Origin of the sequence: Paenibacillus sp. FSL H8-0259, from assembly GCF_037963255.1 — a bacterium.
GTDB classification, from domain to species: domain Bacteria; phylum Bacillota; class Bacilli; order Paenibacillales; family Paenibacillaceae; genus Paenibacillus_AQ; species Paenibacillus_AQ phytohabitans.
Genome location: NZ_CP150147.1, coordinates 3,430,526 through 3,455,621, shown reverse-complemented (window position 1 = coordinate 3,455,621; position 25,096 = coordinate 3,430,526). Strand labels below are relative to the sequence as shown.

The following is a 25,096-nucleotide window of genomic DNA, read 5'->3' as shown; positions in this document are numbered from 1 at the left end:
CCGGACGTCTTCGGAAATAATGGATTACTCCGCTACAACTGTAAAGTTCAAATTGTGCTTAGCAAACACTTCGCTCATTGCTTTCTTGGCTTCCTCGGCATCTGTGCCATGTACATGAAGCTCGTAGCTTTGGCTCGATACCAGAGTAGTGAACAGACCAAGGATACTCTTAACATCAATGTACTTGTTGTCCGCTTGAAGAACGATAGATGAATTAAACTGGCTGGCTGTTTGTGCAATATCCACGATTGCCGCATTGTTACTGGACATAGAAATCCCTCCGCAACTTGATAATAAACTTAAGTTCATTTGTAACCAATTCCATGATACATTGAATCCGCTTACTCACGCAAGGTGTTTCTTGAAAACAAGCTTACAGGCTTGCATTTCAGAGCTTTGTATTACATTTTATTTCAGATTCTCGGGATTCAGACCTTCAAGCTCCGGCAGCACAAAAATCCCGTCCTTGCGGATCAGCACATCGTCAAAGTAAATCTCTCCGCCGCCGTACTCCGGACGCTGAATGAGCACGAGATCCCAGTGAATGGACGAACGGTTGCCGTTGTCCGTAACATCATAAGCCTGGCCCGGTGTAAAGTGCAGGCTGCCTGCGATCTTCTCATCGAACAGAATGTCCTTCATCGGATGCAGAATATACGGGTTGAAGCCAATGGCGAATTCACCGATATGGCGCGCGCCGTCATCGGAATCGAGTATCTCGTTCAACCGCACCGTGTCATTACTGGAGGCTTCGATGATTTTGCCGTTCTCAAACGTAAACTTCACATTCTCAAAAGTCACGCCGTTATAGAGCGTCGCAGCATTGTAGCTGATCGTCCCGTTCACAGAGTCACGCACTGGTGCGCTGTAGACTTCACCGTCGGGAATGTTCTTCTGGCCGGAGCATTTCTCTGCGCCGATGCCTTTGATGGAGAAGGTAAGCTCCGTTCCGGGACCGGCAATCCGCACCTTGTCCGTTCTGCGCATAAGCTCAGCCAGCGAATCCTGGGCTTTGTCCATTTTGGCATAATCCAGATTGCAGACCGCAAAGTAAAAGTCTTCAAAAGCCTCGGTTGTTGTATTGGCAAGCTGCGCCATACTGGCATTAGGGTAACGCAATACTACCCATTTGGTATGCTTGACGCGTTGTTCGCTATGTACCGGGTGGGAATAGAGTGAATTGTAGAGCTTCATGTTCTCTTCCGGCACATCAGCCAGATCATTGACATTCTCACCGGCACGGATGCCGATATAGCAGTCCATCTGCTTCATCCGGTTCAGATCGATCTCTGCCCAGGTCTGGATGCCTTCAGGTGTAGCATATTTAAGCATGCTGCGCAGAACGGTACGATCCGTCAGCTGTACAAATGCACGGCCTCCGGCTTTGCCCACTTCTTCCACTACTGCTTTAATTAAATCTCTTTCACTGCCGATCATTTCGACGAGCACATTCTCGCCGGGTTGTACGTTTACGGAATACCCTACCAGGTTCGCCGCAAGCTTCTGAATTCGTGGATCATTCATGTTTCTCTCTCTTCCTTCCTCATGCTGAAAATAAATATACCGTTATATTGTAGCACGCCCGCTAAAGAGCGCAAGCTCTTACGGCATGTGAGCTTTCATTGATAGCCATAGAAATCAACCTGTGTAATGTAGGTTTCCTCAGTAACCACTCCCGCACTGCCGGGGGAGGTTGTCGTCCGGTTACAGGTCAGCCGCGCGGGCAGATTGCGCTTCGCATCTACCTTGAGATAATAAACCGTCCTGATACTGGCTTGCTTCAGTCTCTGCTGCAGTTCAGCCTGCTTCTGCTCCCATAATGCTGCGCGTGCCTCCAGCTCCTTAGCGGGCTCCCCAGCAGCCGTTCCAGCGGCAACCTGGCTAGCCGGCCTTATCGCCTGCATCTCCCGTTCCAGCTCCGCCGACAGCTGGCTGCGCGCTTCCTCCGGCGTCAGTTCAATGCGCAGCACGCGGGTTCCCCTGGCACTCCCCGCCTCCTCGGTTACCGTCTTCTCCAGCCCCTCCAGCTCTTCCAGCTGCCGGAGCGGGTTCAGCGCCTCCAGCGGATTGCTCTCCTGCAGAGCCGGCGCTGCCTGCTGCGTCTTCCATTCACCGTCTTCCTTCACCAGTCTGGTGTAGTAGACCGGAACATCCCCTGAGCCCTGCTCAAGAGGATGCGGAGCTGATCCGGCGGCGGCACCCGGCTGGCTCCCGTCCGGCAGCAGGGAATATAAGCTGACTTTGTTATGGTCCGCCACCTTTCCTCCATAATAGAGTGAGGATTCCGGAACCGCCTTGCCGCCGACCAGCAGCGCTGCCGCCCCTTCGAAGGAAACGCCGTCACTGCCGTCCATCCCGGCCAGCACGAGACTCAGATCCTCGTCAGCCGGCCTGTCATTCATGACGCGGCAGCCGCTTACAGGAATCAAGCAGATCAGCAGGACAAGGGAGAGGATTCCTGCACGGGACAGCAATAATTTCACCATGGCATTCAAGACCTCCGGTCGGATTATCATTCATTCTTCCTAGGGTCTCCCTGATTGCAGGGCTTATACGCAAATTAACCCCAAAAACAACCCCACAAAGTGGAGCTTAGGCTTCGATGATGACTCAAGTACTTTGCGGGGGCCCCAAAAATAAATAAAAGAACCCTTGAGGCTTAGGCCCAAGGATTCTTAGCGGTATTCTCAACGATTTTGTTATCAATCACTACCTGGTTCCGGCCGTTGTTCTTGGCTTCATACAGCGCCATGTCCGCCCGGTAGAACAGCGATTCTACACTCACCCGCTCATCTGTCCAGCTCCACTCTGCAATACCGCAGGACACGGTTACACGCGGCTCCGTCTCCCCCATCACCCGCTTGCGGATGCGCTCGGCCACAAATACTGCCTGCTGCACCCCAAGCTGGGGCAGATACACGGCAAGCTCTTCTCCGCCCCACCTGGCCGCGATATCCCCCTGGCGGATCGAGGACTTCACAATTTCACTTACCTGCTTCAGTATCTTGTCACCCTTCTGGTGGCCGTAAGTGTCATTGACCGCCTTGAACTGATCGATGTCAACAACAATCAGCGTTCCGCAGAAATCCGTAGACTGCCGCTGTTTGATCTCCTCATCCAGATAATGCCGGGCGAAGAGTCCGGTCAGGCTGTCGCGGTTCGCCAGGCGCCGCACTTCAGCATGCAGCCGCGCGTTGCCGACCGCAAGCCCGATATGCCCGGCCATAGCCTGCAGCAGCCTGTAGCTGTCGTAGGAGAAGAAGTGGGCGTCCTTATGGGCAAGCATAATAGCCCCCCGGACTTCTCCCCCTACATTTAGCGGAGTGGCGATCAGCGACTGCGAGCCGGTCGCATCCAAAAGCTTAGAGGTCATTCCGGCGGCGTACTTATAGTCGGATAGAAGAAGCGGCTCGCCTGAAGTATAGACCTTCCCGCCCAGTCCTTGCCCGGCTTCCACCAATTCCCCCAGCAGCGGGATATGATTACAGGCAATGACTTCGAGTCCGCCTCTTTCTTCATTCATATGGAGGATGCAGCAATAATCGGCCTCGAACATCCCCAGAAGCTCCTCAAAGGCAAATTGAAAAATATCCCCAAGACGCAGGCTCTGATTGAGGCGCTGCGTAAGCTCATTACTCATACGCAGCTCCCGGATAAGCTGGTTGGAGCGTTCATACAGCTTGGCGTTCTCGAATGCCGTGCCGGCCGTATCCGCAACCATGGTCAGAAAACGCAGATCCACTTCACGGAAGGAGGGCTTGTCCATTACCATATGAAAGACACCATAGACACCCTGCTTGCCTCCGAGCGGAAGACCTACCTCGACCGTACAGCTGTCCTCACGTCCGGCATGAAGCGCAACCCGTCCATCCTTGAAGGCTCTGGCACAGACGTCATTAATGGCCCAGTGGAGCGGCAGCGGTTTGACCTGGGGATGCGTACTGCGGTGGTCCTGCGACATGAACAGGTCCAGCCGCGCCCCGGGATACATCGCCGCAATACTGTCGATCACCTCGGTAAGCACGGCATCCACATCTATGTTGTCATGCATCCGCTGGACAATCTGAAAGAGCAGTGAACGGCGGCTGCTCTCCCGCTCGGCATGCAGGTGCACACCTGCAAGATCCGAAACAAATACATGTTCAAATTTATGATAAAAGCAGGTCTGGAAGTGCATCGACATCGCTTCTGCCGTATGTCTTCCACCCTCGGCATACTGCTCTGACGGCATCTCACAGCCAAGGACCGCGAATATTTCCCCGTGCCCGCGTGTAAAGATCGGCATAGCTAATAATGTCCGCGCCTGTCCATCCTCCTGAACCTCAATGGCATGCATCCCGCCAGAGCGCAGGCAGGCTCCCGCCGCCTCTTCCCATTCTGACTTCCAGCGCCCCTGCCGGAATTCGTATATGGGATCAATCCATTCTGCTTCATAGTTCAGTACACACCAGTTCCAGGACTTGGCGAAGGACGGTACGGCCTGTCCCAGCCATTCATTGAAACTCTCGGCAATCAGGTTGGCTGCATAAGGAAAATCATGGGACACTATGTCCGTCTCCCTCAGCCAAGCAGCGGGATCTTCATAATCTCCGCCTGATTGCTTGGTGTCCTGTAACAGCATACGACTGCCCTTGCGGTCGTATGCTTCCTGCTCCGACATAAAGAGGATCCCCTTTGCTATTTGATATCAAATTTTCCCGATAACATCTAATTAGCTATATTTTACTCCCTTTTCTTAGGTATTGCATTATATTTTCCTCAAAACCGGGATTTTTTTTAGGACCAAAGAACTAACGACAAAGATAGACAAAAACTCTTTTAAGTTGCGCTTGACTTTGACTGTCATTTTCATATAATATTTATTGTTGAACAAGACTGTAACAAGTCTTAATTGGGCGTAACGTTGTGTCACCCTCTACGCATTTCGTTACTGCCAGGGCAGCGGCTGAACTTCCCTCGGCAGTGTGAAACCATCTAACGCTTTCACGGATACGATTTGCGGCGCAAATAGGCCCTACAATACATTTGCAAATTAAAAGGAGTCTACTATAATGGCACGTTACACCGGACCTAAATTCAAACTCAGCCGCCGTCTGGGCATTTCCCTAAGCGGTACAGGCAAAGACCTGAAACGCCCTTTCCCACCAGGACAGCACGGCGCTAACCAACGCAGAAAAGTAAGTAACTACGGAATGCAGCTTTTGGAAAAACAAAAACTGCGTCACATGTACGGCTTGGGCGAAAAGCAGTTTAAAACTCTTTTCACCAAAGCACAAAAGCTCCAGGGTATCGCGGGCGAAAACTTCATGTTCCTGCTCGAAAGCCGCTTGGACAACCTGGTTTACCGTCTTGGATTTGCTAACTCCCGTGCAGGCGCACGTCAGCTGGTATCCCACGGCCACGTAACCGTTAACGGCAAAAAAGTCGACATCGCTTCTTACCGCGTAAGCGTGGGCGACGTTATCGGACTTCGTGAAAGAAGCCGCGCTATGGGTTCTATCAAAGAAGCTCTTGACAACCGCTCCCACCTTCCAGGCTACTTGGAATATGCTGATGGTTCATTCGAAGGCAAATACATTCGTTTGCCGGAACGTGCCGAGCTGTCCCAAGATATCGATGAGAAACAAATCGTCGAATTCTACAACCGTTAAGATTCTGCTTCCAGCGAATCTGATCAAAGCTCCCGGATACTTTATCCGGGAGCTTTTTTTTGTTCTATACCCTCTCCCCGCTTGCCGTTACTCCTATAGTTTGCTCCCTGAAACAGCGCTTAGGACTATTCCGTACTCAGAATCTATGGCAAAAGCAGCGTAAGAGTAAATCCCCTGCGGCAGAAGCGCATTCAAAATCGCCAAATTGTGCTATAATAGTTCCGTTAAAAGGAGGATAATCATCGATGGTTGAGGAGAATAAGAAGAAGACCGCAAAACAGCGTCCACCGCGCAGATCCTGGCTCCGCAGGTTCGGTTCAGTCGTGAAGTGGATGTTTATACTCGGTATACTCGGCATTCTGTTTGCCGGTGGCGCTGTGGCAGGCTACGTGACTTCGATAGTGAAAGATGACCCTGTCCGCACCGAAGAATTAATTCAACAGGAAGTCAGCCAGAATGCCATTACCGGCTTTGCCTATTTCAGTGACGGGCAGCCGATCGGCCAGCTCCGGACGGAAGAAGACCGCAGACTTATTGAATTCAACGATATTCCACAGCTTGTGATTGATGCCGTTCTCGCTATAGAGGACAATAATTTCTACAATCATAAAGGGGTGGATTTCAACGGCACCCTGCGTGCAGTCAAGCAGAGGCTGCTGAACGAATCCGTTCAGACCGGGGGCAGTACACTGACCCAGCAGCTGGCACGCCGCGTGTTCCTGAATCTGGACCGCACAGAAGACCGCAAGGTGAAGGAGATCCTGCTGTCGCTGCGGCTGGAACGTTTTCTGTCCAAGCAGGAAATTTTAACGGCATACTTAAATAAGGTTCCTTTCGGGAACGGTTCGAACGGTTATAATGTATTCGGCATCAAGGCTGCCGCCAAAGGCATCTTCGGTCTTGATGATCTGGAAAAGCTGAACGTGGCACAAGCGGCTTATCTGGCCGGCCTGCCCCAGCTCCCCTCCAAATACTCCGCGTTTAACGGCGTAGGCGAATTCAATGAAACTGCCTTTGGCCGGGCCATGGACCGCCAGCGCCTGGTGCTGCGGCGGATGCTGGAAGAGAACAAGATTACTACGTCGCAATATGATGAAGCCCTGCTCTTTGATATCAAGGGCTCGCTTGCTCCGCATACGAAGAAGGCTTATGCTACCTTCCCTTATCTGATGCTGGAGACAGAGCGCAAAGCGGCTGAAATTATGCTGACGCTGAACGAAGACAACACAGGTGCTGCTTCGGATTCTGCCGCCGCCACCACCACCGACAACACGCTGCTTCTCGAGGAAGCCCGCCAGCAGCTGATGACCGGTGGCTACCGGGTATACACTACCATTGATAAGAAAGTGTACAGCGCGATGCACAGCATCTCGGAAGACAGTGATAACTTCACGAAGGACAGCAAGGCCAGAGGCAAGGAACAGACGGCCGGCATCATGATTAACAACAAGACCGGAGCGATTCTCGGGATGATTGAAGGGCGTGACTTCAACATCGAGCAAATGAATTATGCTACCCAGATGGTCCGCCAGCCCGGTTCCACCATGAAGCCGATTGCCGCGTATCTGCCTGCGCTGGATGCCGGATTAATCCAGCCTGCCGGCATCCTGGATGATGCCCCGATTGTAATGAAGGACGGCGGCAAGGGCTTCCACATTCCGAAGAATGCCAATAACCGCTATCAGGGGCTGGTTACCGCCCGTTATGCCCTGAATAAATCCCTCAACCTGCCGGCCTTGAAGCTGTTCAATGACAAGGTTGGCATTGAGAATGCCTGGACTTTTTCCAAAAAGCTCGGGATTACTACGATTCAGGACGATGATTATAACGCACAGACCGGAGTAATCGGGGGGCTGCGTTACGGGGTTTCCGTTGAAGAATTAACCAATGCCTATTCCTCAATCGGCAATCAGGGCGCATTCAATGATGCTTATATGATTGAGAAGATTGTAGACTCCCAAGGCAAGATCATCTATCAGCACAAAGTGAATCCGGAGCAGGTCTTCTCCGAGCAGACCGCTTACCTGATGACGGATATGCTGCGCACAGTAATAACAGACGGTACAGCAAGTACAGTCAAAAGCAAATATGAGCACTTCAAAGAAGTTCCGATTGTCGGCAAAACCGGTTCTACGCAGAACTACGGGGATGTCTGGTTCATGGGCTATACCCCGGATGTTACCCTGGGCATGTGGGTTGGATACAAAGAACAGATAAACACTCTGCAGGGAGATACGCAGAAACGGCAGGCGCAGACTTTGTGGACCAAGGTTATGAATACCGTGATCAACAAACGTCCGGAGCTGTTCGTGACGAAGGAATTCCCGAAGCCGGAGGGCATCGTCAAAGCAACGGTCTCCGCTTACAGCGGCAAGAAGCCGTCAGAGCTGACGGATAAATTCACCACGGACCTGTTCAACGCCAAGTTCGTACCCACAGAAAGTGATGACGGAATCTCCAGGGCCAAATATATCACCTACAACGGGGTGAATTACCTTCCGCTGGAAGGAACGCCGGAGGATTTCCTGAAAGAGAAGATTGTCGTCAAGCGCGAGAAGCCGATTCAGAGCTTGGTCAAAGAATTGCTTGCGGCCTTCCCGGCCATGAAAGAACATGAATCTCTGTCTTACTACATGCCGGAAGATGCCAAGACTGACTTCCCGACTGAGGTGGACCCCCGGGTGGATGACGGCAACGCGCCTAGTGCTCCGGGTGAAGTGATGGTCTCCTACAGTACAGGCAAAGCTGTAGTTACCTTCACTCCAAGCGGATCATCCGATGTTGCGGGTTACCGGTTATACCGTTCACTGAACGGCGGCTCCTTCCAAAAGCAGGCCGTGCTATCAGCCGGTGAGAGTACCGTCTTCAAGCCCGGCACGCCTGCCAGCGCCAATGCCACCTTCTATGTGGCTGCTGTAGACGTTGCAGGGCATGAGACAGCCTCCGGCAGTGTAGCCGGGACTCAGCCTACACCAGAGCCGACGCTGCCTCCGGAGGAAGTGCCGGGCTCTGACGGCACGGAGCCAACGCCGGATCCGGGAATCATCCCGGAAAGCAGCGATGATCCGGGAATGATCATTGTCCAGCCGCCGGGCGGCAATGAAGCAACGCCGTCTGGCAGCAGTAACGGAGCCGGCGGCAATACCGGTGCAACCACGCCATAAGCTAAAGTCTATGGATGGCACCCATTGAATGAACTGTAAAAGACCGTTCCCTGTATCTGAGGGAACGGTCTTTTCTATAAGCTGGCTGATATAGGCTTCAATCCTCAATCGTAGATAAATCGCCTGCCGGAAGATGCAGCTCCCAGGCCTTTAGGACACGGCGCATAATTTTGCCGGAGCGGGTCTTCGGAAGCTTCTCCTTGAATTCAATCTCACGCGGCGCAGCATGGGCAGACAGGCCCGCTTTGACAAAAGCAGCAATCTCGTCCTTCAGCTCTGCAGTCGGGGAGTAGCCATCCCGCAGTGAAATGAACGCTTTGATAATCTCTCCGCGCATCACATCCGGCTTGCCGATCACTCCTGCCTCAGCCACCGCCGGGTGTTCAACCAGTTTGCTCTCCACCTCGAACGGACCGATCCGCTCTCCGGAAGAATTGATTACATCATCAATCCTGCCCTGGAACCAGAAGTAACCGTCTTCGTCCATATAAGCCGAATCCCCGGAAATATACCATCCGGCAATCCGGAAGTATTCATCATATTTGGCCTGATTGTTCCAAACCTTACCCATCATCGACGGCCAGGGTGTCCGGATCGCCAGATTGCCCATGGAATACGGCGGCAGAATGTTGCCGTGATCATCCAGGATCGCAGCTTCAATTCCGGGCAGCGGCCGCCCCATGGAGCCGGGCTTGATATCCATCCCCGGATAATTACAGATTAGCTGCGCACCTGTCTCCGTCATCCACCAGGTGTCATGAATCCGCTGATGGTAGAATTTATCACCCCAGCGCACGACTTCCGGGTTCAGCGGTTCCCCTACTGACAGAACATGGCGCAGACTGCTCAGATCAATATCCTGAAGGCTTCCTTCCCCTGCGCCCATCAGCATACGGAAAGCCGTAGGCGCGCTGTACCACACCGTTACCCCATAGCGTTCAATGGTCTTATACCAGTCCTGCGGGCTGAAGCGGCCTCCCCGGATCACGTTGGCTACTCCGTTTAGCCAGGGAGCGAAGATCCCGTAGGAGGTTCCGGTCACCCAGCCGGGATCTGCTGTACACCAGTACACATCATCCGGACGCAAATCCAGTACAACCTTGCCTGTATAATAATGCTGAATCATTGCCCGCTGCACATGATAGATGCCCTTAGGCTTGCCGGTGGACCCGGAGGTATAATGCATGATCAGACCATCCTCAAGACTCAACCATTCCGGTTCCAGCTCTGCCGAAGCTGCTGCCATTTCCGCTTCATAACTCAGCAGCCCCGGATCTTCAGCTGCGGAACCTCCGACCAGAATAATGTGACGCAGCCCCGGAAGCTGGTCTCGCTTCACCCGCTGCAGCAGATCCGGCGTAGTCACCAGAGCCACCGCTCCGCTATCCTCCAGGCGGTCCTTCACTGCCGTTTCCATGAACGCCTCGAACAGCGGTCCTGCTACGGCTCCCACCTTCAGAATGCCCAGCAGGCTGAAGTACAGCTCCGGTGTGCGCGGCATGAAGATGAATACCCGGTCCCCTTTGCCAATCCCATATTTATGGAGCACATTACCGAACTTGTTCGACCGCTCACGCAAGTCGGCAAAGGTGTACCTCTCCTCGCGCACAGTATCACTATAGATCAAAGCAGTAGCTGCTCCCCGCCCTTCCTGCACATGACGGTCTACGGCTTCATGAGCCATATTCACCTTACCTGTCCCATGCCAGGAGAAGCTTCTCTCGACATCCTCCCACCGGAATTCGTCAACAGCCCTTGAATAATCCTTCATATTCGAGTGCTGCACACGGCCCGGCAAAATTTCGCTGTGGACTTGCCCCATTACTCTTGCCTCCCCTACTGGTTTGATTTAAGCTTTAAGGGTAAGAATCTCTTAACTGCAATGATGTCAACGCGCCAAATGTGAATTTTTCGTGTCGGAACCAGTATATCACAGGAAGCGGTTACATTCCATAATATAGTGAACCGGAGGGAGCCCAATCATGGAGCACTGCAAAATCCCCGTGTCCCATACCTTAGAGCATAAAGAAAGGCTTATATCCGTTGAAGGACCTTTATCTCCGGATACTCTCAAGCTCCTGGCTATGCACCGCGATCTGGATGCCTTCCGGAAGCCGCAGGAGCAGCTGGAAGCATTGATCGAGATATCAGGACTGCCGGAGGGCCGGGTCGTCGCTGCAGTGGTCTCAGGCGTTATAGTAGGGTATGTCACCTTTCATTATCCGGATGAGCTGGAGCTGTGGTCCCAGGGAGGGATGGAAGATCTCGTAGAGCTGGGGGCCATCGAAGTCGCGGATGAATACCGGGGATGCGGGCTTGCGAAGCTACTGGTCTCCAGTGCTTTTGAAGAAGGGCAATTGGAGAACTGCATCGTATTCACTACGGAATATTATTGGCATTGGGATCTGAAGGGCAGCGGCCTCACGGTCTGGGAATACAGGCAGATGATGGAGAAGCTGATGAAGACCGTAGATATGGTGTGGTATGCCACGGATGACCCGGAAATCTGCTCCCATCCGGCCAATTGCCTGATGGTCCGCATGGGCCAGGCTGTTCCGCTGTCCTCCCGCGAGACCTTCGACCGGGTCCGCTTCAGACAGCGGTTCATGTATTGAGGGCCGGGATTGCATTACACAGAGCTTACATTGCCTTCAGCATATACTCCAGTATGGCGTGTGAACGTTCCGAAGCAGTCACCGTGAACTCACGGTAATTGACATGGGCCGAACCATCCGCTTTGTCAGACATGGAACGGATGATCACAAACGGCGTTCCGTTCATATTGCAGACCTGGGCGACAGCGGCCCCCTCCATCTCAGCACAAGCTCCGTCCAGCTGCTCACGCAGCACGGTAACGGTCTCCTTACTTGCAATAAACTGATCTCCGGATAGTACTATCCCTGTCACAGACTTCTGCTTCAGCTCCCGGCACGCCTGCTCCGCCAGCTTCACCAGCTGCGGATCTGCCGGAAATGAAGAGGTCTCCTGGTAAGGAATCACCCCTCTGGCGTAACCGAGTGCTGTCACATCCATATCGTGCTGGATGCACTGCGATGAAATGACAATGTCCCCGATATTCAAATCGGGATGCACTGCACCTGCCACACCAGTGAACAATACCCGCGAAACGCCGAAGCTGTCCAGCAGAATCTGCGTTGTTACTGCAGCATTCACCTTGCCGACCCCCGATTTGCAGAGCACCGCTGTTTTGCCGAATACAGTTCCCGAATGGAAGGTAATCCCCGCCCTCACGGTTGTCTGTCTATTCTCCATTTCCTCAAGCAGCAGCATAATCTCTTCATCCATTGCGCCAATCAGACCCAGAACTTCACTCATCCTTAACCCTCCCATTTATAACTTCCCTGAAACATAAAAAGCTCCCGAAGGAGCTTTCTACGTACCTTATATTCACTTGTTGAACGGACAAATCTTATTTGTTCACATGGTTGACGGACAGGCGAAGAATGGTTTCATGCGGCAGAATAACCCGTGGGTTCTCCACCGTTTCCTTCTTCATCAGTTTTGTCAGCAGTCTCATCGCTACGGCTCCCAGATCGTACATTGGCTGTGCCACAGTAGTGAGCAAAGGACGAACCATAGATGCCATCCGGATATTATCGACACTGATGATCGAGAAATCGTCTGGAACCTTCAATCCTTCATCCTGAATACTGTGAATTGCCCCAATGGCCATCTCATCGGTTGCTGCAAAAATAGCAGTAGGTTTCTTCTTGAGACCGAGGAAATACTTCATGGCTTCGACACCGGATTCGTAACGATAGTTACCGATGCGGACCAGATCCTCCTGGTACTCAATGCCTGCCGCTTCCAGCGCTTTCTTGTAGCCGTGGAACCGGGCATAGCCGTTCGCGGGATCCTGCAGTGTTCCGCTGATCATTGCAATCTCACGGTGGCCGTGACGGATGAGCGTGTTCACTGCATCAAACGCAGCCGTCTCATGATCGATATCGACGGAAGGGTAGGTGCCCTTCTCATCACGAGTGGCGCAGAGCACAATTGGAACTGCTGAGGTCTGGAAGGCCTGAATATGCTCCTCCGTAACGGTTCCGCCCATGAAGAGCAGCCCGTCCACTTGTTTCTCAAGCAGCGTGTTAATAACACGAATTTCCTTCTCCTTGCGCTTGTCCGCATTACACAAAATGATATTGTAGTGATACATATTGGCAATATCTTCAATCCCGCGTGCAATTTCCGCAAAAATCGAGTTGGAGATATCAGGGATAACAACCCCAACGGTTGTCGTTTTCTTGCTGGCGAGACCTCTCGCCACGGCATTTGGACGATAGCCCAAACGCTCAATCGCTTCAAAAACCTTCTTCCGGGTCTGCGGTTTCACGTTCGGGTTATTATTCACAACCCGTGATACCGTAGCCATAGATACGCCTGCTTCTCGAGCTACATCGTAAATGGTTACCGTCAAATTACTCTCTCCATTGCGATAAATTTTATCGTTCGACTAATTAAAATTATGATACGACACTTTATACAATTGTGCAATGATAACGCTTCATTTTCCTTTCAAAATTTCTTTCAAAGGTTGAAACGCCAGTCCTGGCGCGGCTTTAACGCCTTCCGCCAATTCCTGATACTCCAATAACTCCCAGCCGTAAAACGCTTTAAATTTCAGAAATGCAGCGGCGGATCAAAGCCGATATTGCGCTCCAACCACCGGACAGCTGCAGCAATCCTGTAATCTCTTTCTATCGTATCAAAAAGTGCGTGAAAAATCCAACATTCGCTGAAATATTTTCATTGATTTTGCAGAAAAATTTTTCAAAACGCCAAAAAACGCCATTTATTTGGCACTTTCTGCCGATTGAGCCGTTAATTGGGACAGTCTAAGTCCAGTTTCACCCATCCATGACCTGTCGGACATATCTGCAGCTAAGCGGTAAATGTCCAATAGCAGATCAATCCGCCCCTGAATCGCACTCCGGATGGACTCTTCCAGTTCAGGCAACCCGCCGGCAAATAAACCGGTAGCAAACGTTTCCTTCAGCACACTGGCCCACTCATTGCGCTCCGCAAACGAAAGCTGCTTCCGGCCAGGCGGAGTAGCAACAAGCTCACCGATGAGCTTCCCCAGATCCCGTTTGATCACGGGCAAAGGTTCATAGCGGGCACACTGCCTGCAGGTATATACCGGTACATGAGTAATTTTGATCTTTGCACTATAAATCAGCGTATGCATATGTATGGTCATGATCCCGCCGCAGCCGCATGACTTCTTCATTAAATTATCTTTATACATCTCCCACACCTCAGAATGATCTTTTAATAATCCAAGCAGAAACAGCTACGCCGTCCTGGAACAATTATTGCGTGAAGCCTATCCATTATCTTTCAAAAAACACGTAAGGTTACCTGTTCAGATGCTATATTCGACCTTACTCCTGCGAATCCCTGCCGTTTTGCATATAATGATTTAATTGGCAAAATACTTAAACTTTACCATATGAAAAGTGACTTCAACTTTTTCTTTTGATAGAATGGCTTAGAACCGAGATGTTATTAACCGGAAGGAGCTGCATGGAATGAGACTGGCTGGCAAAAAGGTTATAGCGCTTGTAGATGATGAGTTTGAAGATTTGGAGCTCTGGTATCCTGTGTACCGCGTGCGGGAAGAAGGCGCCGAGGTTCATTTGGCCGGGCTGGAGAAAAACAAGACCTATGTGGGCAAATACGGCGTACCCGCCACTGCTGAATATTCATGGGATGAACTGAACGCAGCCGATTATGACGGCATCCTGGTACCCGGAGGCTGGGCTCCCGACAAAATCCGCCGTTACAGCGCAGTACTGAAGCTGGTGCAGGATTTCAACGACGCCAAGAAGCCGATCGGGCAGATCTGCCATGCCGGCTGGGTCTTGATCTCTGCCAAAATACTGGAGGGTGTAACCGTCACCTCCACTCCCGGCATCCGTGATGATATGGAGAATGCCGGAGCCATCTGGAAGGACGAGCCTGTGGTAACCGACGGACATATCATTTCCGCCCGCCGTCCACCGGATCTGCCGCCTTACGGCAAGGCTTTCTGCGATGCGCTGGCGGGAGAATAAGGCCGTAACATATTGAAATTAAATGAAACTAATACGTGAAGATACATGAAGAGCCCTGTTCACCGCTGTAGCGGCGAGCAGGGCTTTTTTAAATTACATTGTGTTATTTGCGAAGAGTAAGCTCTGCTGAACCTTTAATCAGATTCGGGTAACTGATGATCTTGAATGTCAAAGGCTGCGGCAGCTCAGCCGTTCCCAGCTTGTATCCATACTGAAACGGAGGAACCTTGTCATCAGCATGAGCAGAATCAATAAGAGGCACCGCGGAATTATACGTAGCCGTATGCAGTTTGCCTGCTCCGTCCTTGAATGTCTGATCCAGAATTACATTTGCATTATAACCAGCGCTTTTATTGCTGGGTCTTTGGTATTCCATAATCAAGCTATGAGTATTAGACGCAGCGGTTATCCGCAGGCGGTCGTCAGGTCCTTTGATAATTTGCTTCTTATCCGTATCTACTATCAGCTCCTGGGCAGATTTCTCTAGTCCATTGATACCGTCTATTTGCAGCTTCATGGTTCCAGGTGACAATTCACTGCCAGGGAATACGAGGAACTGTTTGCCCTCAACATTAATCGATGCTTTTGAATACAATGCAGTGAAATCATTACCGCCTCCAAGCAGAATATGCGGGCTGTTCAGACCGAATATTTCCACGGAATTCTGCGGGCTGTATGCAGTTTCCACATAAATGCCAGTTGCAGCTATATATACGTCCCCGATCTCAACATCCTGGCCAGCGATTTCCATAGTCCGGTTAATGGATACGGTCTCTCCGGACTGTGCAACAGCATTCTGCTCAATGGTAATCGGGACATACACCTCAGTGGTTGTCGCAAAGTTCTGTATGCCATCGACCACCCCGCCTACCGGCCCCACCACACTCAGCTTTACCGCCATCCGCTCCGGCAGCTTCGTATAATTGCGGTTCCAAAGTGCTTTTTGGTATCCTCGTGTTACTCCAGATACAGCTTTCGGATTACTGCTGAAGTAAGCCCCTTGTCCTAGTTCTATATCTGCAACTGTAGTCACTGAGAGCGAATAAGCAGATGCACTTAAGTTCTTATTCTCCAGCTTATAGAAAAAGAGGATTCCCATCCGGTCTGCTGCAACGGCTTCCACTGTCAGAACATACCCATCCGTCTCTGCTGTTGCACCGCTTATCGGCTTAATGAGACCTGCCGCCAATGCTGAATTAACTGTAGAATCACTTCCGGCAACTTTGCTGTAAGCTTCGAACCACTTCATATCCTGCACCGTTACCTGCGAACTCAAAGCACCACTTCGCGGCTTCAAAGCCTCGCTCCCCCAAGGAAAAACGAACAGCAGCAGAATCGCCAGCATAGCCGCCGAACCTAAAACATAACGCGCTTTTAGAGACATATTGAATTTCTGCGACCGGGTTATCCCCTTGCGAATTGCAGCATTCAGCTTCAGCTCAGCAATTTCATCCGCTTCGACTGACAGACTGTGATAATACTCCTTCAGCAGTGTTTCTTCACTCGTAGCCATCCTATAGTCCCCCTCTAATTCTCATTTTGTCGCGCAGCTGCTTCAGTCCCTTGTTCAGCCAAGTTTTGACCGTCCCTTCAGGCTTGCCCAGCACCTCGGCGATTTCGGTCAGTGTCATATCCCGGTAATACTTCAGCACAAGCACCTGGCGGTATTTCGGCTTGACCCCATTCAGCGCCTGCTCCATATCCAGCTTGCGGTCACTGGTCATCTCCTGCAGGCCGCCGCTAATCTGAACCGGACCAGGAGACGCCAGACGTTTCCTCCGCTTCAATTCATCCTTACAGCAGTTGATCAGAATTCTTGTCAGCCATGGTGCAAATCGCTCTGTATCCTTCAGGCTCCCACGCTTGACCCAGGCTCTATATGTAGTTTCCTGCACAACTTCAAGTGCCTCCGCCTCGCTCCGCAAGTAGCTATAGGCTATGCTGTAGAGTATTTTCTTCTGCTCTAGCACCCGGCTGATGAACAGCTGTTCCTGCTCATTTAAGACCCGCATCCGCTCGCCTTCCCAAACATTCTCCATCCCGCATCCTCCCTCTGCTTTTTTTGATTTCTGTATATACTGACTGCGCAGCGCCGCAAACGGTTTTACTTTTTTGGGACAAATAAGATAAACGGGTTAGAAATTCTCTCTTTGAGGAGTCTGTAACAGCTGTGATTCACAGCAAAAAGCCCGGCGTGTATGGGTTGACCACCACGCCGGACTTTATATTAGATAAGCTCATTATGTGTGCCCGTTAATGGTTATGACGTTTTTTCTTTGGAATCCCCGCCTGCACCCAGCGTAATTCCGCTGCGCCCTGCAAAGGCACTCAGCTGCTCCTCTGTCTCCGAGCTGGTCCGGTTACGGAAGCAGAGCTTGGCAACTTCTCTGGCTTCGGAAGCCAGCGTGTTCAGGGTACGGTGCTTCACCTTAAGCAGCGCCTGAGGCGACATGCTCAGCACACTGATTCCGAGCTCCAGCCAGAGCGGTAATGACCGTTCATCTGCGGCCATCTCACCGCACACACTGACATCGATCCCTACGCTGCGGGCCGCATCCACGGTCATCTTGATCATGCGCAGCACTGCCGGATGGTAGGGATGATACATATGGGCAATCTGCTCATTCATCCGGTCCACAGCGAGTACGTACTGCACCAGATCATTCGTGCCGATACTGAAGAAATCCACTTCCTCCGCCAGCAGATCGGCAATCATAACAGCGGCTGGTACCTCAATCATAATGCCCACAGGCAGCTTGCGGTCATATGGAATCCCACGGCTGTCCAGCTCGCTTTTCACTTCCTCCAGCACGGCTTTGGCAGCCTGAACCTCTTCTACGGAGGAGATCATCGGGAACATCATCCGGACATTGCCGTAATGGCTGGCCCGCAGAATTGCCGTCATCTGCGTCTTGAACATGTCCTTGCGGTCCAGACTGATGCGGATCGCGCGGTAGCCGAGGAACGGATTCTGCTCCTCCGGCAGCTGGAAGTAATCCAGATGCTTGTCTCCTCCGATATCCAGAGTGCGGATGACTACAGACTCCTTGCCGACTTTTTCAGCTACAAGCTTATAGACTTCAAACTGTTCATCTTCCGTCGGGAACGTATTACGGTCCATATACAGAAACTCCGTACGGAACAGTCCCACACCTTCGGCTCCATATTTCAGCGCCATATTGAGCTCCTTCACAGAGCTGATATTGCCGGCCAGACGAAGAGATACGCCGTCTTTGGTGAAAGCTTCAACGGTAGCGAGCAGCTCCAGCTGTTCCCGCTTTTTGAGCTGCTTGGCACGTCTGGAGGTGAAATCCCGCACGGTGGACTCATCCGGATGGAGCATCACTGCTCCGGTCTCCCCGTCGAGCACCAGCATGTCCCCGGTCTGAATGGGGGTAATGATTTTGTTCTCCAGGCCCGCGACCAGCGGAATGCCGAGCGCCCGGGCCATGATGGAGGAATGCGAAGTCTTGCCGCCCATCATCGTGACAATGCCCAGCACATAGGCCGGGTTCAAATGCGCCAGCTGGGACGGAGAGAGCTCCTTCGCCACAAGAATATAAGGCTGTGTATCGGACGGAAGGGTAACTTCCGGCGCACCCAGCAGATGCTTCAGCAGACGGTTGCCGACATCCTTGATATCCACCGCCCGCTCCTTCATATACTCATCGTCCAGCAGATCGAACATAGCTACAAAATGGTCAATGGCTTCCTTAACCGCCACCTCGGCCGCTTTATACTGGCGTTCGATAATGCCGCGGATTTCGCTCATGAACACAGGGTCGTCCAGGATCGCCAGATGGGCATCAAAAATACTCGATTCCTCCGGCCCGACGACCTCCCGGAATTCTCTTTTGATAAATTCGATCTCATCCTTGGAGGTGCGGATCCCTTCGTATAAACGTTCAAACTCCTTAGCCAGATCCACCGGATTCACCTGAGTGTCCGGCAGACTCCATTCCCAGTTCGGCAAGACAAAGGCCTTCCCGATGGCAACACCTGCTGCGGCGCCTATGCCTTGTATCATGCTTCGATCCCTCCAACATTACTTTCGTGTAGAACAACGGACATGACTGACGACTGCCCCTTTTTAACATTTTTAAATGGAGCATAGCTCCAGGATTTTACGCGGTCCGGATTGGTAATGACCATAGGTGTAGCGAGTGAAGCGGCATGCTCCTTCAAGAAAGCCAGATCAAATCTGACCAGCAGCTGCCCGGGCTCCACGCTGTCACCCTCTTGTACAAGCGCCTCAAACGGCCCTTTAAGCTGCGAAGTATCAATCCCTATATGCATAAGCACCTCAAGCCCTTCGGGTGTAGAAATACCCACTGCGTGCATTGTAGGGTATACATGCATCACCTTGCCGAATACGGGCGAGACCAGCTCTCCTTTTTCCGGGAAAAAGGCTACTCCGTCCCCGACCAGCTTCGCTGCGAAAATATGATCCGGCACCTCTTCGATTGGCATCATCCGGCCCTGGATGGGCGAGCTGAACAGCACCTGCGGCAAATCGCGCAGCATCAGCTTGTCAATCTCTTCGCGGATCAGCTCCGAGTATGTGCCGAAGACGACCTGCACGTTGCCGCCGCCCAGCTTGATAATGCCTGCGGAGCCAAGCCCCTTGAGTGCTCCTGTATCTATCAAACGGTCGTTATGCACAGTTAATCTTAGCCGGGTGATGCAGGCCTGTACCTGTACGATATTCTCTTTGCCGCCCAGCGCCTCCAGAATCAGCGGAGCCTGATAAGGTATATTCCCCGCCCAGTCCCCTAGCTCGGACCCTTCTTCCCGGCCCGGTGTAGGAATCTGGAAGCGGCGTATCGCCCAGCGGAACACATTATAGTAGACGATGCCATAGCCGATCCCGATCGGAATCAGCAGCCAGGCCCGCTGGGACAGATGCAGATTGAGGAAGAAATCGATCGCACCTGCCGAATACGAGAACCCGTGATGAATGCCGAGCGAGTAGGTCAGTACCATGGCAAGGCCGGACATGACTACATGCAGCGCGAACAAATAGGGTGAAGCGAACAGAAACGCGAACTCAATCTGCTCCGACACCCCGGTCAGAAAGCAGACCAAAGCGGCACGCAAAAAAGTCTTCTTGATCTTTGGCTTGAGGTCCTCACGCGCTTCCTGGATAATAGCAAAGGCGATCGCAGGCAAGGCAAACATCATGATCGGGAACAGCCCGGCCATGAAGATCCCCGCTGTAGGGTCACCGGCAAAAAAACGCGGCAAATCCCCTTGCACGACCGCACTTCCGTCAGGCGTCGTGAAGGAGCCCAGCTGAAACCAGAATACATTATTGAGAATATGATGCAGGCCAAAGGCCGTCAGCACCCTGTATAATACCCCGTAGACAAATACTCCATATCCGCCGGTAACCTGCACGACCCGGAAGAGATCATTCAGCAGCTGTTGGAGCAGCGGTGATACGCCGAGCATCACCCAGGCGAACAGCGCCGAGAACAAACCCATAAAGAGCAGTACAAAACGCGACCCTCCGAAAAACTGGATCGCCTCCGGCAGTTTGATATTCTTAAACCGGTTATGCGCTACGCCGGCTACAATCCCAAGGATAATACCAATTAATGTTGCAGGCTGTACAGCCCCGTCTCCCATGTTGGAAACAATCCGGTCATAAGTGAACATCCCTGCGAGCGCTGCCAGTCCGGCAGGTCCGGCCTGATTGGACAATCCCCACGCCACACCGACAGCAAACAAATAAGGCATGAAATAGAATATTCCTTGCCCAGCGTATGTCGTCACTTCGGATACCGAAGAAAGTCCCCATGCAGACCACGGTAAGCTGCCCAGACTCAGCAGGATGGCCGCCGCCGGAAGCACCATGGTAGGAAGCATAATGGCTCTGCCTAACTGCTGCAAAGATCCGAGCCAATTCAAGGTGACCCTCTCCTTTCTTTCTATATTGAATGGTAAGCGCTGCAGCAGTTTTTGTCAAAAGAATACGTGTAAACAAACACAGCAAGGATAGCCTGGCTCGGGGGCGATTACCAGGATACTTTTACCTGACACAAACTATCCTCTGCAATGCAGGTCAGTCGCAGGACTCCTGCGACTCCTGCGACTCCTGCGACTCCTGCGACTCCTGCGACTCCTGCGACTCCTGCGACTCCTGCGACTCCTGCGACTCCTGCGACTCCTGCGACTCCTGCGACTCCTGCGACTCCTGCGACTCCTGCGACTCCTGCGACTCCTGCGACTCCTGCGACTCCTGCGACTCCTGCGACTCCTGCGACTCCTGCGACTCCTGCGACTCCTGCGACTCCTGCGACTCCTGCGACTCCTGCGACTCCTGCGACTCCTGCGACTCCTGCGACTCCTGCGACTCCTGCGACTCCTGCGACTCCTGCGACTCCTGCGACTCCTGCGACTCCTGCGACTGAATAAGTGTAGTTTGTACAACTATAATTGACTAGGAGATCTTATATTTTATTTTAATTGCATTCTGTACAACTATTCAGGTTCAATTCCGCTTAAATCGCAAAAATCTGTTTTTTAATTGTACGAAGTGCAGTTATTCCTGAAAAACCCCTTGTAGAGCACATTTTAGTTGTACTAAATACACTTATCTCCTACTACACCGGATGGCCTAAAAACTTTAGCAGTAAAAGTAGGAACTTCAGCATTGATCAGCTGTCATTGGCGCAACCTTAATCTGAAACATTACTAGTTGTCACGCAAAGGAAGGGTGTTCTGAGTGTTCTGAGTGTTCTGAGTGTTCTGAGTGTTCTGAGTGTTCTGAGTGTTCTGAGTGTTCTGAAGTCACCATACGATATCGGACCGCATTGTGCTAACCTCGTAGTACCGCACCCGTTCCTTTGAAAATACAGGTTTAAGCAGTCCTTTATCGCTCAAGGCAATCAGCAGCTTGCGCGCCGTCCGGAAATTGATGTGTAAATATTCAGTCACATCCTTGGGACGAAGCGGCCGTGCAATCCGCCATGCCAGTCTTAACACATCCATCTCTTCAGAAATCAAATGCTGAGCGGCTGTACTCCGGGCTAAATAAGGTGCCAACGCCAGCTGCAGCAGCATCCGGCATACCTCCGGACGCTGCCGGATATCGTCGAATGAGAAATGCAGCATTTTCCAGCCCATTCCCGTTAAGAAGGTATCCCTGTTAAGTGCATAGCTGAATTTTTCACGGTCCACGTCTTTAACATGACTCTGAAAACCATCGCATTCAATTCCGAAACGACGGCCGCTTGCAGGCAGAAAAGCAAAATCCAAAAATTGCGACTTGCGGTTCCAGTCATACACTTCGTATTCCGGATGCAGATGCTCCAGCGACTCAAACAACGGCCACCATACATTCTGTAAAAACAGTTTCTCCGCATAGTTGTGTCCACGCACCAGCCTCCCCCGCCGTTCACCAGCTCTTTCATTAGTATGCATCTCAATAAACGTGCAATGTGCCTGTTCAAAGTCCATATGAATGACCTCCTGTAAAATAAAAAAAACGCCCTTCCCCCATGAAATGGAGTAAAGGACGTTCTTCGTCTGTTTCAAGTATAGCAATCGCAATCAATAAAATCTATATTCTGCATGAGCAACATTCGGATTCCAAGGCTTCGCACTGTTCCAGCATTCCGGATTATGAAAACCAGAAGCCGGAGCTTACTCCGGCTCCCCTATGAGCTCTTTCATCCGGCTGCAACCGAGCACTTACCCCCGGCTCCGGCCCTTCATCGTAATCGCCTCTTCCACCTTGATGCAGCGGTCCATGATGGCGATCATGCCGTGTTCAGCTGCGATGTCAGCCGCCTCCTGGCTGATGATGCCCTGCTGCAGCCAGAGCACGCGCGCTCCGATATCTGCGGCTTCCTGCGCTACAGCCGCGCAGTATTCACTGCGGCGGAATACATTCACAATATCCACCGGCTCAGGAATTTCCGCCAGCGTGTGATAGCATTTCTCACCCAGGATCTCCCCGTCTACCGATGGATTGACCGGAATAATCCGGTACCCCCGGCTCTGCATAGCGCCTGCGACCATATACGAGGTGCGGTCCGTTTTGTCAGATAGGCCAACTACGGCAATATTGCCTGCTCCAGCCAGAATATCTCCGATTTCTTCCCTGCTTGGATTCTCAAAGCTCATGTGTATTTCCCCTTCCCGTGGTTAGATGTTCGTTATAAATACATCATACAGCGGAGCGTACCAAGTTCCAAATTCACATGACTCCCGCAACGGCCGAATCCATTCTTAAACAGGCCGGTTTGAAGCCGTGCGGCCGGAGATGCGGTGCCGTTAGTGCGGCAGAACCCTCAGCTTACCGTACACAGCCAGACCATATGGACAGAATCCGGACCCCAATAATCCTTAACTATCACATAGGGTTCTCCGAATTTCCGCAGCCACCTGGTTTGTGCACGTCTGTAGCCGCTGTCCAGGCAGAACCGATCAATACCCTGCTCCCGAAGAAATACCATGAGCATTGCAATCAAAGCCGACCCAATCCCTTGCCCCTGATATTCAGGCAAAACATACAGACTGCCCAGCTCGCCTACAGCATCAAGCTGATTCCCGGTGCAGACCCTGATGTCTTCTCCGCATGGAGCATAAGAAATGGTGCCGACAACCCTACCGTCAATTCTCGCGACCCAGAACCAGATGTCTGAATTCAGCGGATTAAGAGACGCTGCTGCCATTCGTATCTTGGATTCAATCTCCTGCTGAATGTCACCCTGCAGGTGACCCAGTCCGTCGCTTTCAAAAGCATCCGTAATCGCAAGCTTATAAAGATCCGATACCGGAGAAATATCATCCTCCGTGAGCGGATTGATATTTAACGGACCCACCTTTGTTATTCTACCCATTCCACATTCGCACCCAGCGAACGCAGATGGTCAAAGTATTGCGGGTAAGATTTCGCGACATGATGGGCATCCTTGATCCGCAGCGGCTGACGGGCTCTGAGGCCCACTACAGTAAGCGCCATAATTACGCGGTGATCATAATGCGCGTTAATGGTTACGCCGCCTTCAACACCCTCGGGCGTGCCATGGACAATGATCTCGTCACGGCGCTCCTCCACCTTCGCACCAGCACGGGTCAGCTCGGCCAGGTAGTCGGTAATGCGGTCGCATTCCTTATATCGCAAATTCTCAACGTTGTAGAAGCGTGAGGTTCCTTCAGCAAATACGGCAGCGGCCACCATGGCCAGCACAGCGTCCGTAGCTGCATCACCATCGAATTCTACTGCCTTCAGAATACCGTTGCCCTGCACATGCACGGTACCATTCTCATGCGTGAGCGGCACTTCCATCATCCGCAGCACATCAACAATCGCGCGTTCCCCCTGCTTGCTCTTCTCAGCCAGACGGTGAATCGTCACATCCGACTTCGTCACCGCTGCGGCAGCAAGTACGGCTGCCGAACCCGGGTAATCCCCCTGAACCGTATATGACTTGGCCGCATAAGCCTGCCTACCCGGCACCTTGAAGGACATGTAATCGTCAGCAGCATGTACAGTAATGCCTGCCTGCTCCATGACTTCAAGTGTCTGGCCAATGACCACTTTGGATTTCAGATCATCCAGTACAATAATTTCACTGTCTTCCTCTAACAGCGGCGTGAGGAACAACAGCGCACTAAGATACTGTGAGCTTACAGCACCGGATACGGTAATCCGTCCGCCCTGCGGTTTACCGCCGCGAATAGTGATCGGCAGCCTTCCATTATTATGCTCCACCTCTACACCAAGCTGGCCCAGCGCCTGAATCAGGTCATCATGCGGGCGTTTGCCTAGTGAATCCGGATACGTATTCACGAAAGTGACCTCCGGGCTGAGCGCGGCAACCGCCATCAGGAAACGCAGCACGGCGCCGGCATTCCCGACATTCAGCTCTTTGACATCACGCGGGTGACGCCCGAACCCCTGAACTACAATCTTCTCCTCATCTTCGGTCAGTACAGCCCCGAGATCGGCGATACATCTGCGGATGGCATCGCTGTCCTCACTGTGCGCGGGATGATAAATCGTGCTGACTCCTTCCGACAGGGCAGCTACCAGCAGGTAGCGTGTTGTGTAATTTTTGGATGACAGAGCTCCGAATTCTCCTTGCAGCGTCGGCGTTGGCCTAACAATAACGTCCATAATCTAAGCGCTCCTTAAAGTAATATAGTTTCTGTATGTACGGCCCCGTTTGACAGGGTAATCCGCAGTTGT

At 52.0% G+C, this 25,096-nt stretch carries 20 protein-coding genes; 4 read left to right on the top strand and 16 right to left on the bottom strand.

Features of this window, described 5'->3' with window-relative positions:
- Window positions 1-24 precede the first annotated feature (24 nt).
- The 4 genes from NSU01_RS14500 to NSU01_RS14485 all read right to left on the bottom strand — a co-directional run bounded on the left by NSU01_RS14500 (window position 25) and on the right by NSU01_RS14485 (window position 4,660).
- Window positions 25-270: an HPr family phosphocarrier protein gene (locus NSU01_RS14500; protein WP_042136544.1), complete on the bottom strand. Its 246-nt coding sequence runs from the start codon at window positions 268-270 to the stop codon at window positions 25-27.
- A gap of 138 nt (window positions 271-408) precedes the next feature.
- Window positions 409-1,524 carry an aminopeptidase gene (locus NSU01_RS14495; protein WP_042136541.1) on the bottom strand — a complete coding sequence of 372 codons (1,116 nt, stop codon included), beginning with the start codon at window positions 1,522-1,524 and terminating at the stop codon, window positions 409-411.
- A gap of 95 nt (window positions 1,525-1,619) precedes the next feature.
- Complete coding sequence (locus NSU01_RS14490; RefSeq protein ID WP_076245403.1) at window positions 1,620-2,486, bottom strand: hypothetical protein; 867 nt, start codon at window positions 2,484-2,486, stop codon at window positions 1,620-1,622.
- Between the two features lie 173 nt (window positions 2,487-2,659).
- On the bottom strand, window positions 2,660-4,660 hold the full coding sequence (locus tag NSU01_RS14485) for a diguanylate cyclase (protein ID WP_076245401.1): 2,001 nt from the start codon (window positions 4,658-4,660) through the stop codon (window positions 2,660-2,662).
- 391 nt (window positions 4,661-5,051) lie between these two features.
- On the opposite strand from NSU01_RS14485, the gene rpsD reads away from it, so the two are divergent.
- The gene (gene rpsD / locus NSU01_RS14480) at window positions 5,052-5,651 is read left to right on the top strand and encodes a 30S ribosomal protein S4 (RefSeq protein ID WP_039297946.1); all 600 of its coding nucleotides are present in this window, start codon (window positions 5,052-5,054) and stop codon (window positions 5,649-5,651) included.
- A 245-nt stretch (window positions 5,652-5,896) separates the two neighbouring features.
- Window positions 5,897-8,815, top strand: coding sequence for a transglycosylase domain-containing protein (locus tag NSU01_RS14475; RefSeq protein ID WP_081969964.1), 2,919 nt, complete (start codon window positions 5,897-5,899; stop codon window positions 8,813-8,815).
- A gap of 97 nt (window positions 8,816-8,912) precedes the next feature.
- Here the strand turns inward: NSU01_RS14475 and acsA are convergent, their stop codons facing one another.
- Window positions 8,913-10,637, bottom strand: coding sequence for an acetate--CoA ligase (gene acsA / locus NSU01_RS14470; RefSeq protein WP_076245398.1), 1,725 nt, complete (start codon window positions 10,635-10,637; stop codon window positions 8,913-8,915).
- 160 nt (window positions 10,638-10,797) lie between these two features.
- Here acsA and NSU01_RS14465 point away from each other — a divergent pair, with 160 nt between their 5' ends.
- Complete coding sequence (locus NSU01_RS14465) at window positions 10,798-11,430, top strand: GNAT family N-acetyltransferase (protein WP_042136533.1); 633 nt, start codon at window positions 10,798-10,800, stop codon at window positions 11,428-11,430.
- 25 nt (window positions 11,431-11,455) lie between these two features.
- On the opposite strand, the gene NSU01_RS14460 is transcribed toward NSU01_RS14465, so the two are convergent.
- From NSU01_RS14460 to NSU01_RS14450, 3 genes are all read right to left on the bottom strand, one after another.
- Window positions 11,456-12,151, bottom strand: coding sequence for a 5'-methylthioadenosine/adenosylhomocysteine nucleosidase (locus NSU01_RS14460; RefSeq protein WP_042136531.1), 696 nt, complete (start codon window positions 12,149-12,151; stop codon window positions 11,456-11,458).
- Window positions 12,152-12,245: 94 nt separating this feature from the next.
- On the bottom strand, window positions 12,246-13,256 hold the full coding sequence (gene ccpA, locus NSU01_RS14455) for a catabolite control protein A (RefSeq protein WP_036695017.1): 1,011 nt from the start codon (window positions 13,254-13,256) through the stop codon (window positions 12,246-12,248).
- Between the two features lie 375 nt (window positions 13,257-13,631).
- The gene (locus NSU01_RS14450) at window positions 13,632-14,087 is read right to left on the bottom strand and encodes a hypothetical protein (RefSeq protein WP_076245396.1); all 456 of its coding nucleotides are present in this window, start codon (window positions 14,085-14,087) and stop codon (window positions 13,632-13,634) included.
- 283 nt (window positions 14,088-14,370) lie between these two features.
- Between NSU01_RS14450 and NSU01_RS14445 the strand changes: the two genes are divergently transcribed.
- Complete coding sequence (locus NSU01_RS14445; protein ID WP_042136527.1) at window positions 14,371-14,895, top strand: type 1 glutamine amidotransferase domain-containing protein; 525 nt, start codon at window positions 14,371-14,373, stop codon at window positions 14,893-14,895.
- Window positions 14,896-14,998: 103 nt separating this feature from the next.
- On the opposite strand, the gene NSU01_RS14440 is transcribed toward NSU01_RS14445, so the two are convergent.
- The 8 genes from NSU01_RS14440 to aroA all read right to left on the bottom strand — a co-directional run bounded on the left by NSU01_RS14440 (window position 14,999) and on the right by aroA (window position 25,024).
- Window positions 14,999-16,408 (bottom strand): hypothetical protein, encoded by a 1,410-nt coding sequence (locus NSU01_RS14440; protein WP_076245394.1) that lies wholly within the window; start codon window positions 16,406-16,408, stop codon window positions 14,999-15,001.
- A gap of 1 nt (window position 16,409) precedes the next feature.
- Window positions 16,410-16,934: a sigma-70 family RNA polymerase sigma factor gene (locus tag NSU01_RS14435; protein WP_081969963.1), complete on the bottom strand. Its 525-nt coding sequence runs from the start codon at window positions 16,932-16,934 to the stop codon at window positions 16,410-16,412.
- A gap of 221 nt (window positions 16,935-17,155) precedes the next feature.
- Window positions 17,156-18,922, bottom strand: a complete 1,767-nt coding sequence (ptsP, locus tag NSU01_RS14430; protein WP_042136523.1) for a phosphoenolpyruvate--protein phosphotransferase — start codon at window positions 18,920-18,922, stop codon at window positions 17,156-17,158.
- The gene (locus NSU01_RS14425) at window positions 18,919-20,805 is read right to left on the bottom strand and encodes a glucose PTS transporter subunit IIA (RefSeq protein WP_042136521.1); all 1,887 of its coding nucleotides are present in this window, start codon (window positions 20,803-20,805) and stop codon (window positions 18,919-18,921) included. Before NSU01_RS14425 ends, ptsP begins: the two co-directional genes overlap by 4 nt.
- Window positions 20,806-21,687: 882 nt before the next feature.
- Window positions 21,688-22,356 (bottom strand): hypothetical protein, encoded by a 669-nt coding sequence (locus tag NSU01_RS14420; RefSeq protein ID WP_042136519.1) that lies wholly within the window; start codon window positions 22,354-22,356, stop codon window positions 21,688-21,690.
- A gap of 234 nt (window positions 22,357-22,590) precedes the next feature.
- Entirely contained in the window at window positions 22,591-23,025 is a 435-nt protein-coding gene (locus NSU01_RS14415; RefSeq protein ID WP_042136517.1) for a CoA-binding protein, read from the bottom strand.
- A 167-nt stretch (window positions 23,026-23,192) separates the two neighbouring features.
- Entirely contained in the window at window positions 23,193-23,744 is a 552-nt protein-coding gene (locus NSU01_RS14410) for a GNAT family N-acetyltransferase (protein WP_083705604.1), read from the bottom strand.
- Window positions 23,732-25,024 (bottom strand): 3-phosphoshikimate 1-carboxyvinyltransferase, encoded by a 1,293-nt coding sequence (aroA, locus tag NSU01_RS14405; protein ID WP_076245392.1) that lies wholly within the window; start codon window positions 25,022-25,024, stop codon window positions 23,732-23,734. Before aroA ends, NSU01_RS14410 begins: the two co-directional genes overlap by 13 nt.
- Window positions 25,025-25,096 lie beyond the last annotated feature (72 nt).

What these genes read in the sequence shown, in the direction of transcription:
- NSU01_RS14485 (WP_076245401.1), bottom strand. Translation starts at nt 4,660, where the DNA reads ATGTCGGAGCAGGAAGCATACGACCGCAAGGGCAGTCGTATGCTGTTA.
- aroA (WP_076245392.1), bottom strand. Translation starts at nt 25,024, where the DNA reads ATGGACGTTATTGTTAGGCCAACGCCGACGCTGCAAGGAGAATTCGGA.
- rpsD (WP_039297946.1), top strand. Translation starts at nt 5,052, where the DNA reads ATGGCACGTTACACCGGACCTAAATTCAAACTCAGCCGCCGTCTGGGC.
- acsA (WP_076245398.1), bottom strand. Translation starts at nt 10,637, where the DNA reads ATGGGGCAAGTCCACAGCGAAATTTTGCCGGGCCGTGTGCAGCACTCG.
- NSU01_RS14475 (WP_081969964.1), top strand. Translation starts at nt 5,897, where the DNA reads ATGGTTGAGGAGAATAAGAAGAAGACCGCAAAACAGCGTCCACCGCGC.
- NSU01_RS14445 (WP_042136527.1), top strand. Translation starts at nt 14,371, where the DNA reads ATGAGACTGGCTGGCAAAAAGGTTATAGCGCTTGTAGATGATGAGTTT.
- NSU01_RS14465 (WP_042136533.1), top strand. Translation starts at nt 10,798, where the DNA reads ATGGAGCACTGCAAAATCCCCGTGTCCCATACCTTAGAGCATAAAGAA.
- NSU01_RS14420 (WP_042136519.1), bottom strand. Translation starts at nt 22,356, where the DNA reads ATGGACTTTGAACAGGCACATTGCACGTTTATTGAGATGCATACTAAT.
- NSU01_RS14435 (WP_081969963.1), bottom strand. Translation starts at nt 16,934, where the DNA reads ATGGAGAATGTTTGGGAAGGCGAGCGGATGCGGGTCTTAAATGAGCAG.
- NSU01_RS14460 (WP_042136531.1), bottom strand. Translation starts at nt 12,151, where the DNA reads ATGAGTGAAGTTCTGGGTCTGATTGGCGCAATGGATGAAGAGATTATG.
- NSU01_RS14490 (WP_076245403.1), bottom strand. Translation starts at nt 2,486, where the DNA reads ATGGTGAAATTATTGCTGTCCCGTGCAGGAATCCTCTCCCTTGTCCTG.
- NSU01_RS14410 (WP_083705604.1), bottom strand. Translation starts at nt 23,744, where the DNA reads ATGGGTAGAATAACAAAGGTGGGTCCGTTAAATATCAATCCGCTCACG.
- NSU01_RS14415 (WP_042136517.1), bottom strand. Translation starts at nt 23,025, where the DNA reads ATGAGCTTTGAGAATCCAAGCAGGGAAGAAATCGGAGATATTCTGGCT.
- NSU01_RS14450 (WP_076245396.1), bottom strand. Translation starts at nt 14,087, where the DNA reads ATGTATAAAGATAATTTAATGAAGAAGTCATGCGGCTGCGGCGGGATC.
- NSU01_RS14500 (WP_042136544.1), bottom strand. Translation starts at nt 270, where the DNA reads ATGTCCAGTAACAATGCGGCAATCGTGGATATTGCACAAACAGCCAGC.
- NSU01_RS14495 (WP_042136541.1), bottom strand. Translation starts at nt 1,524, where the DNA reads ATGAATGATCCACGAATTCAGAAGCTTGCGGCGAACCTGGTAGGGTAT.
- NSU01_RS14440 (WP_076245394.1), bottom strand. Translation starts at nt 16,408, where the DNA reads ATGGCTACGAGTGAAGAAACACTGCTGAAGGAGTATTATCACAGTCTG.
- ptsP (WP_042136523.1), bottom strand. Translation starts at nt 18,922, where the DNA reads ATGATACAAGGCATAGGCGCCGCAGCAGGTGTTGCCATCGGGAAGGCC.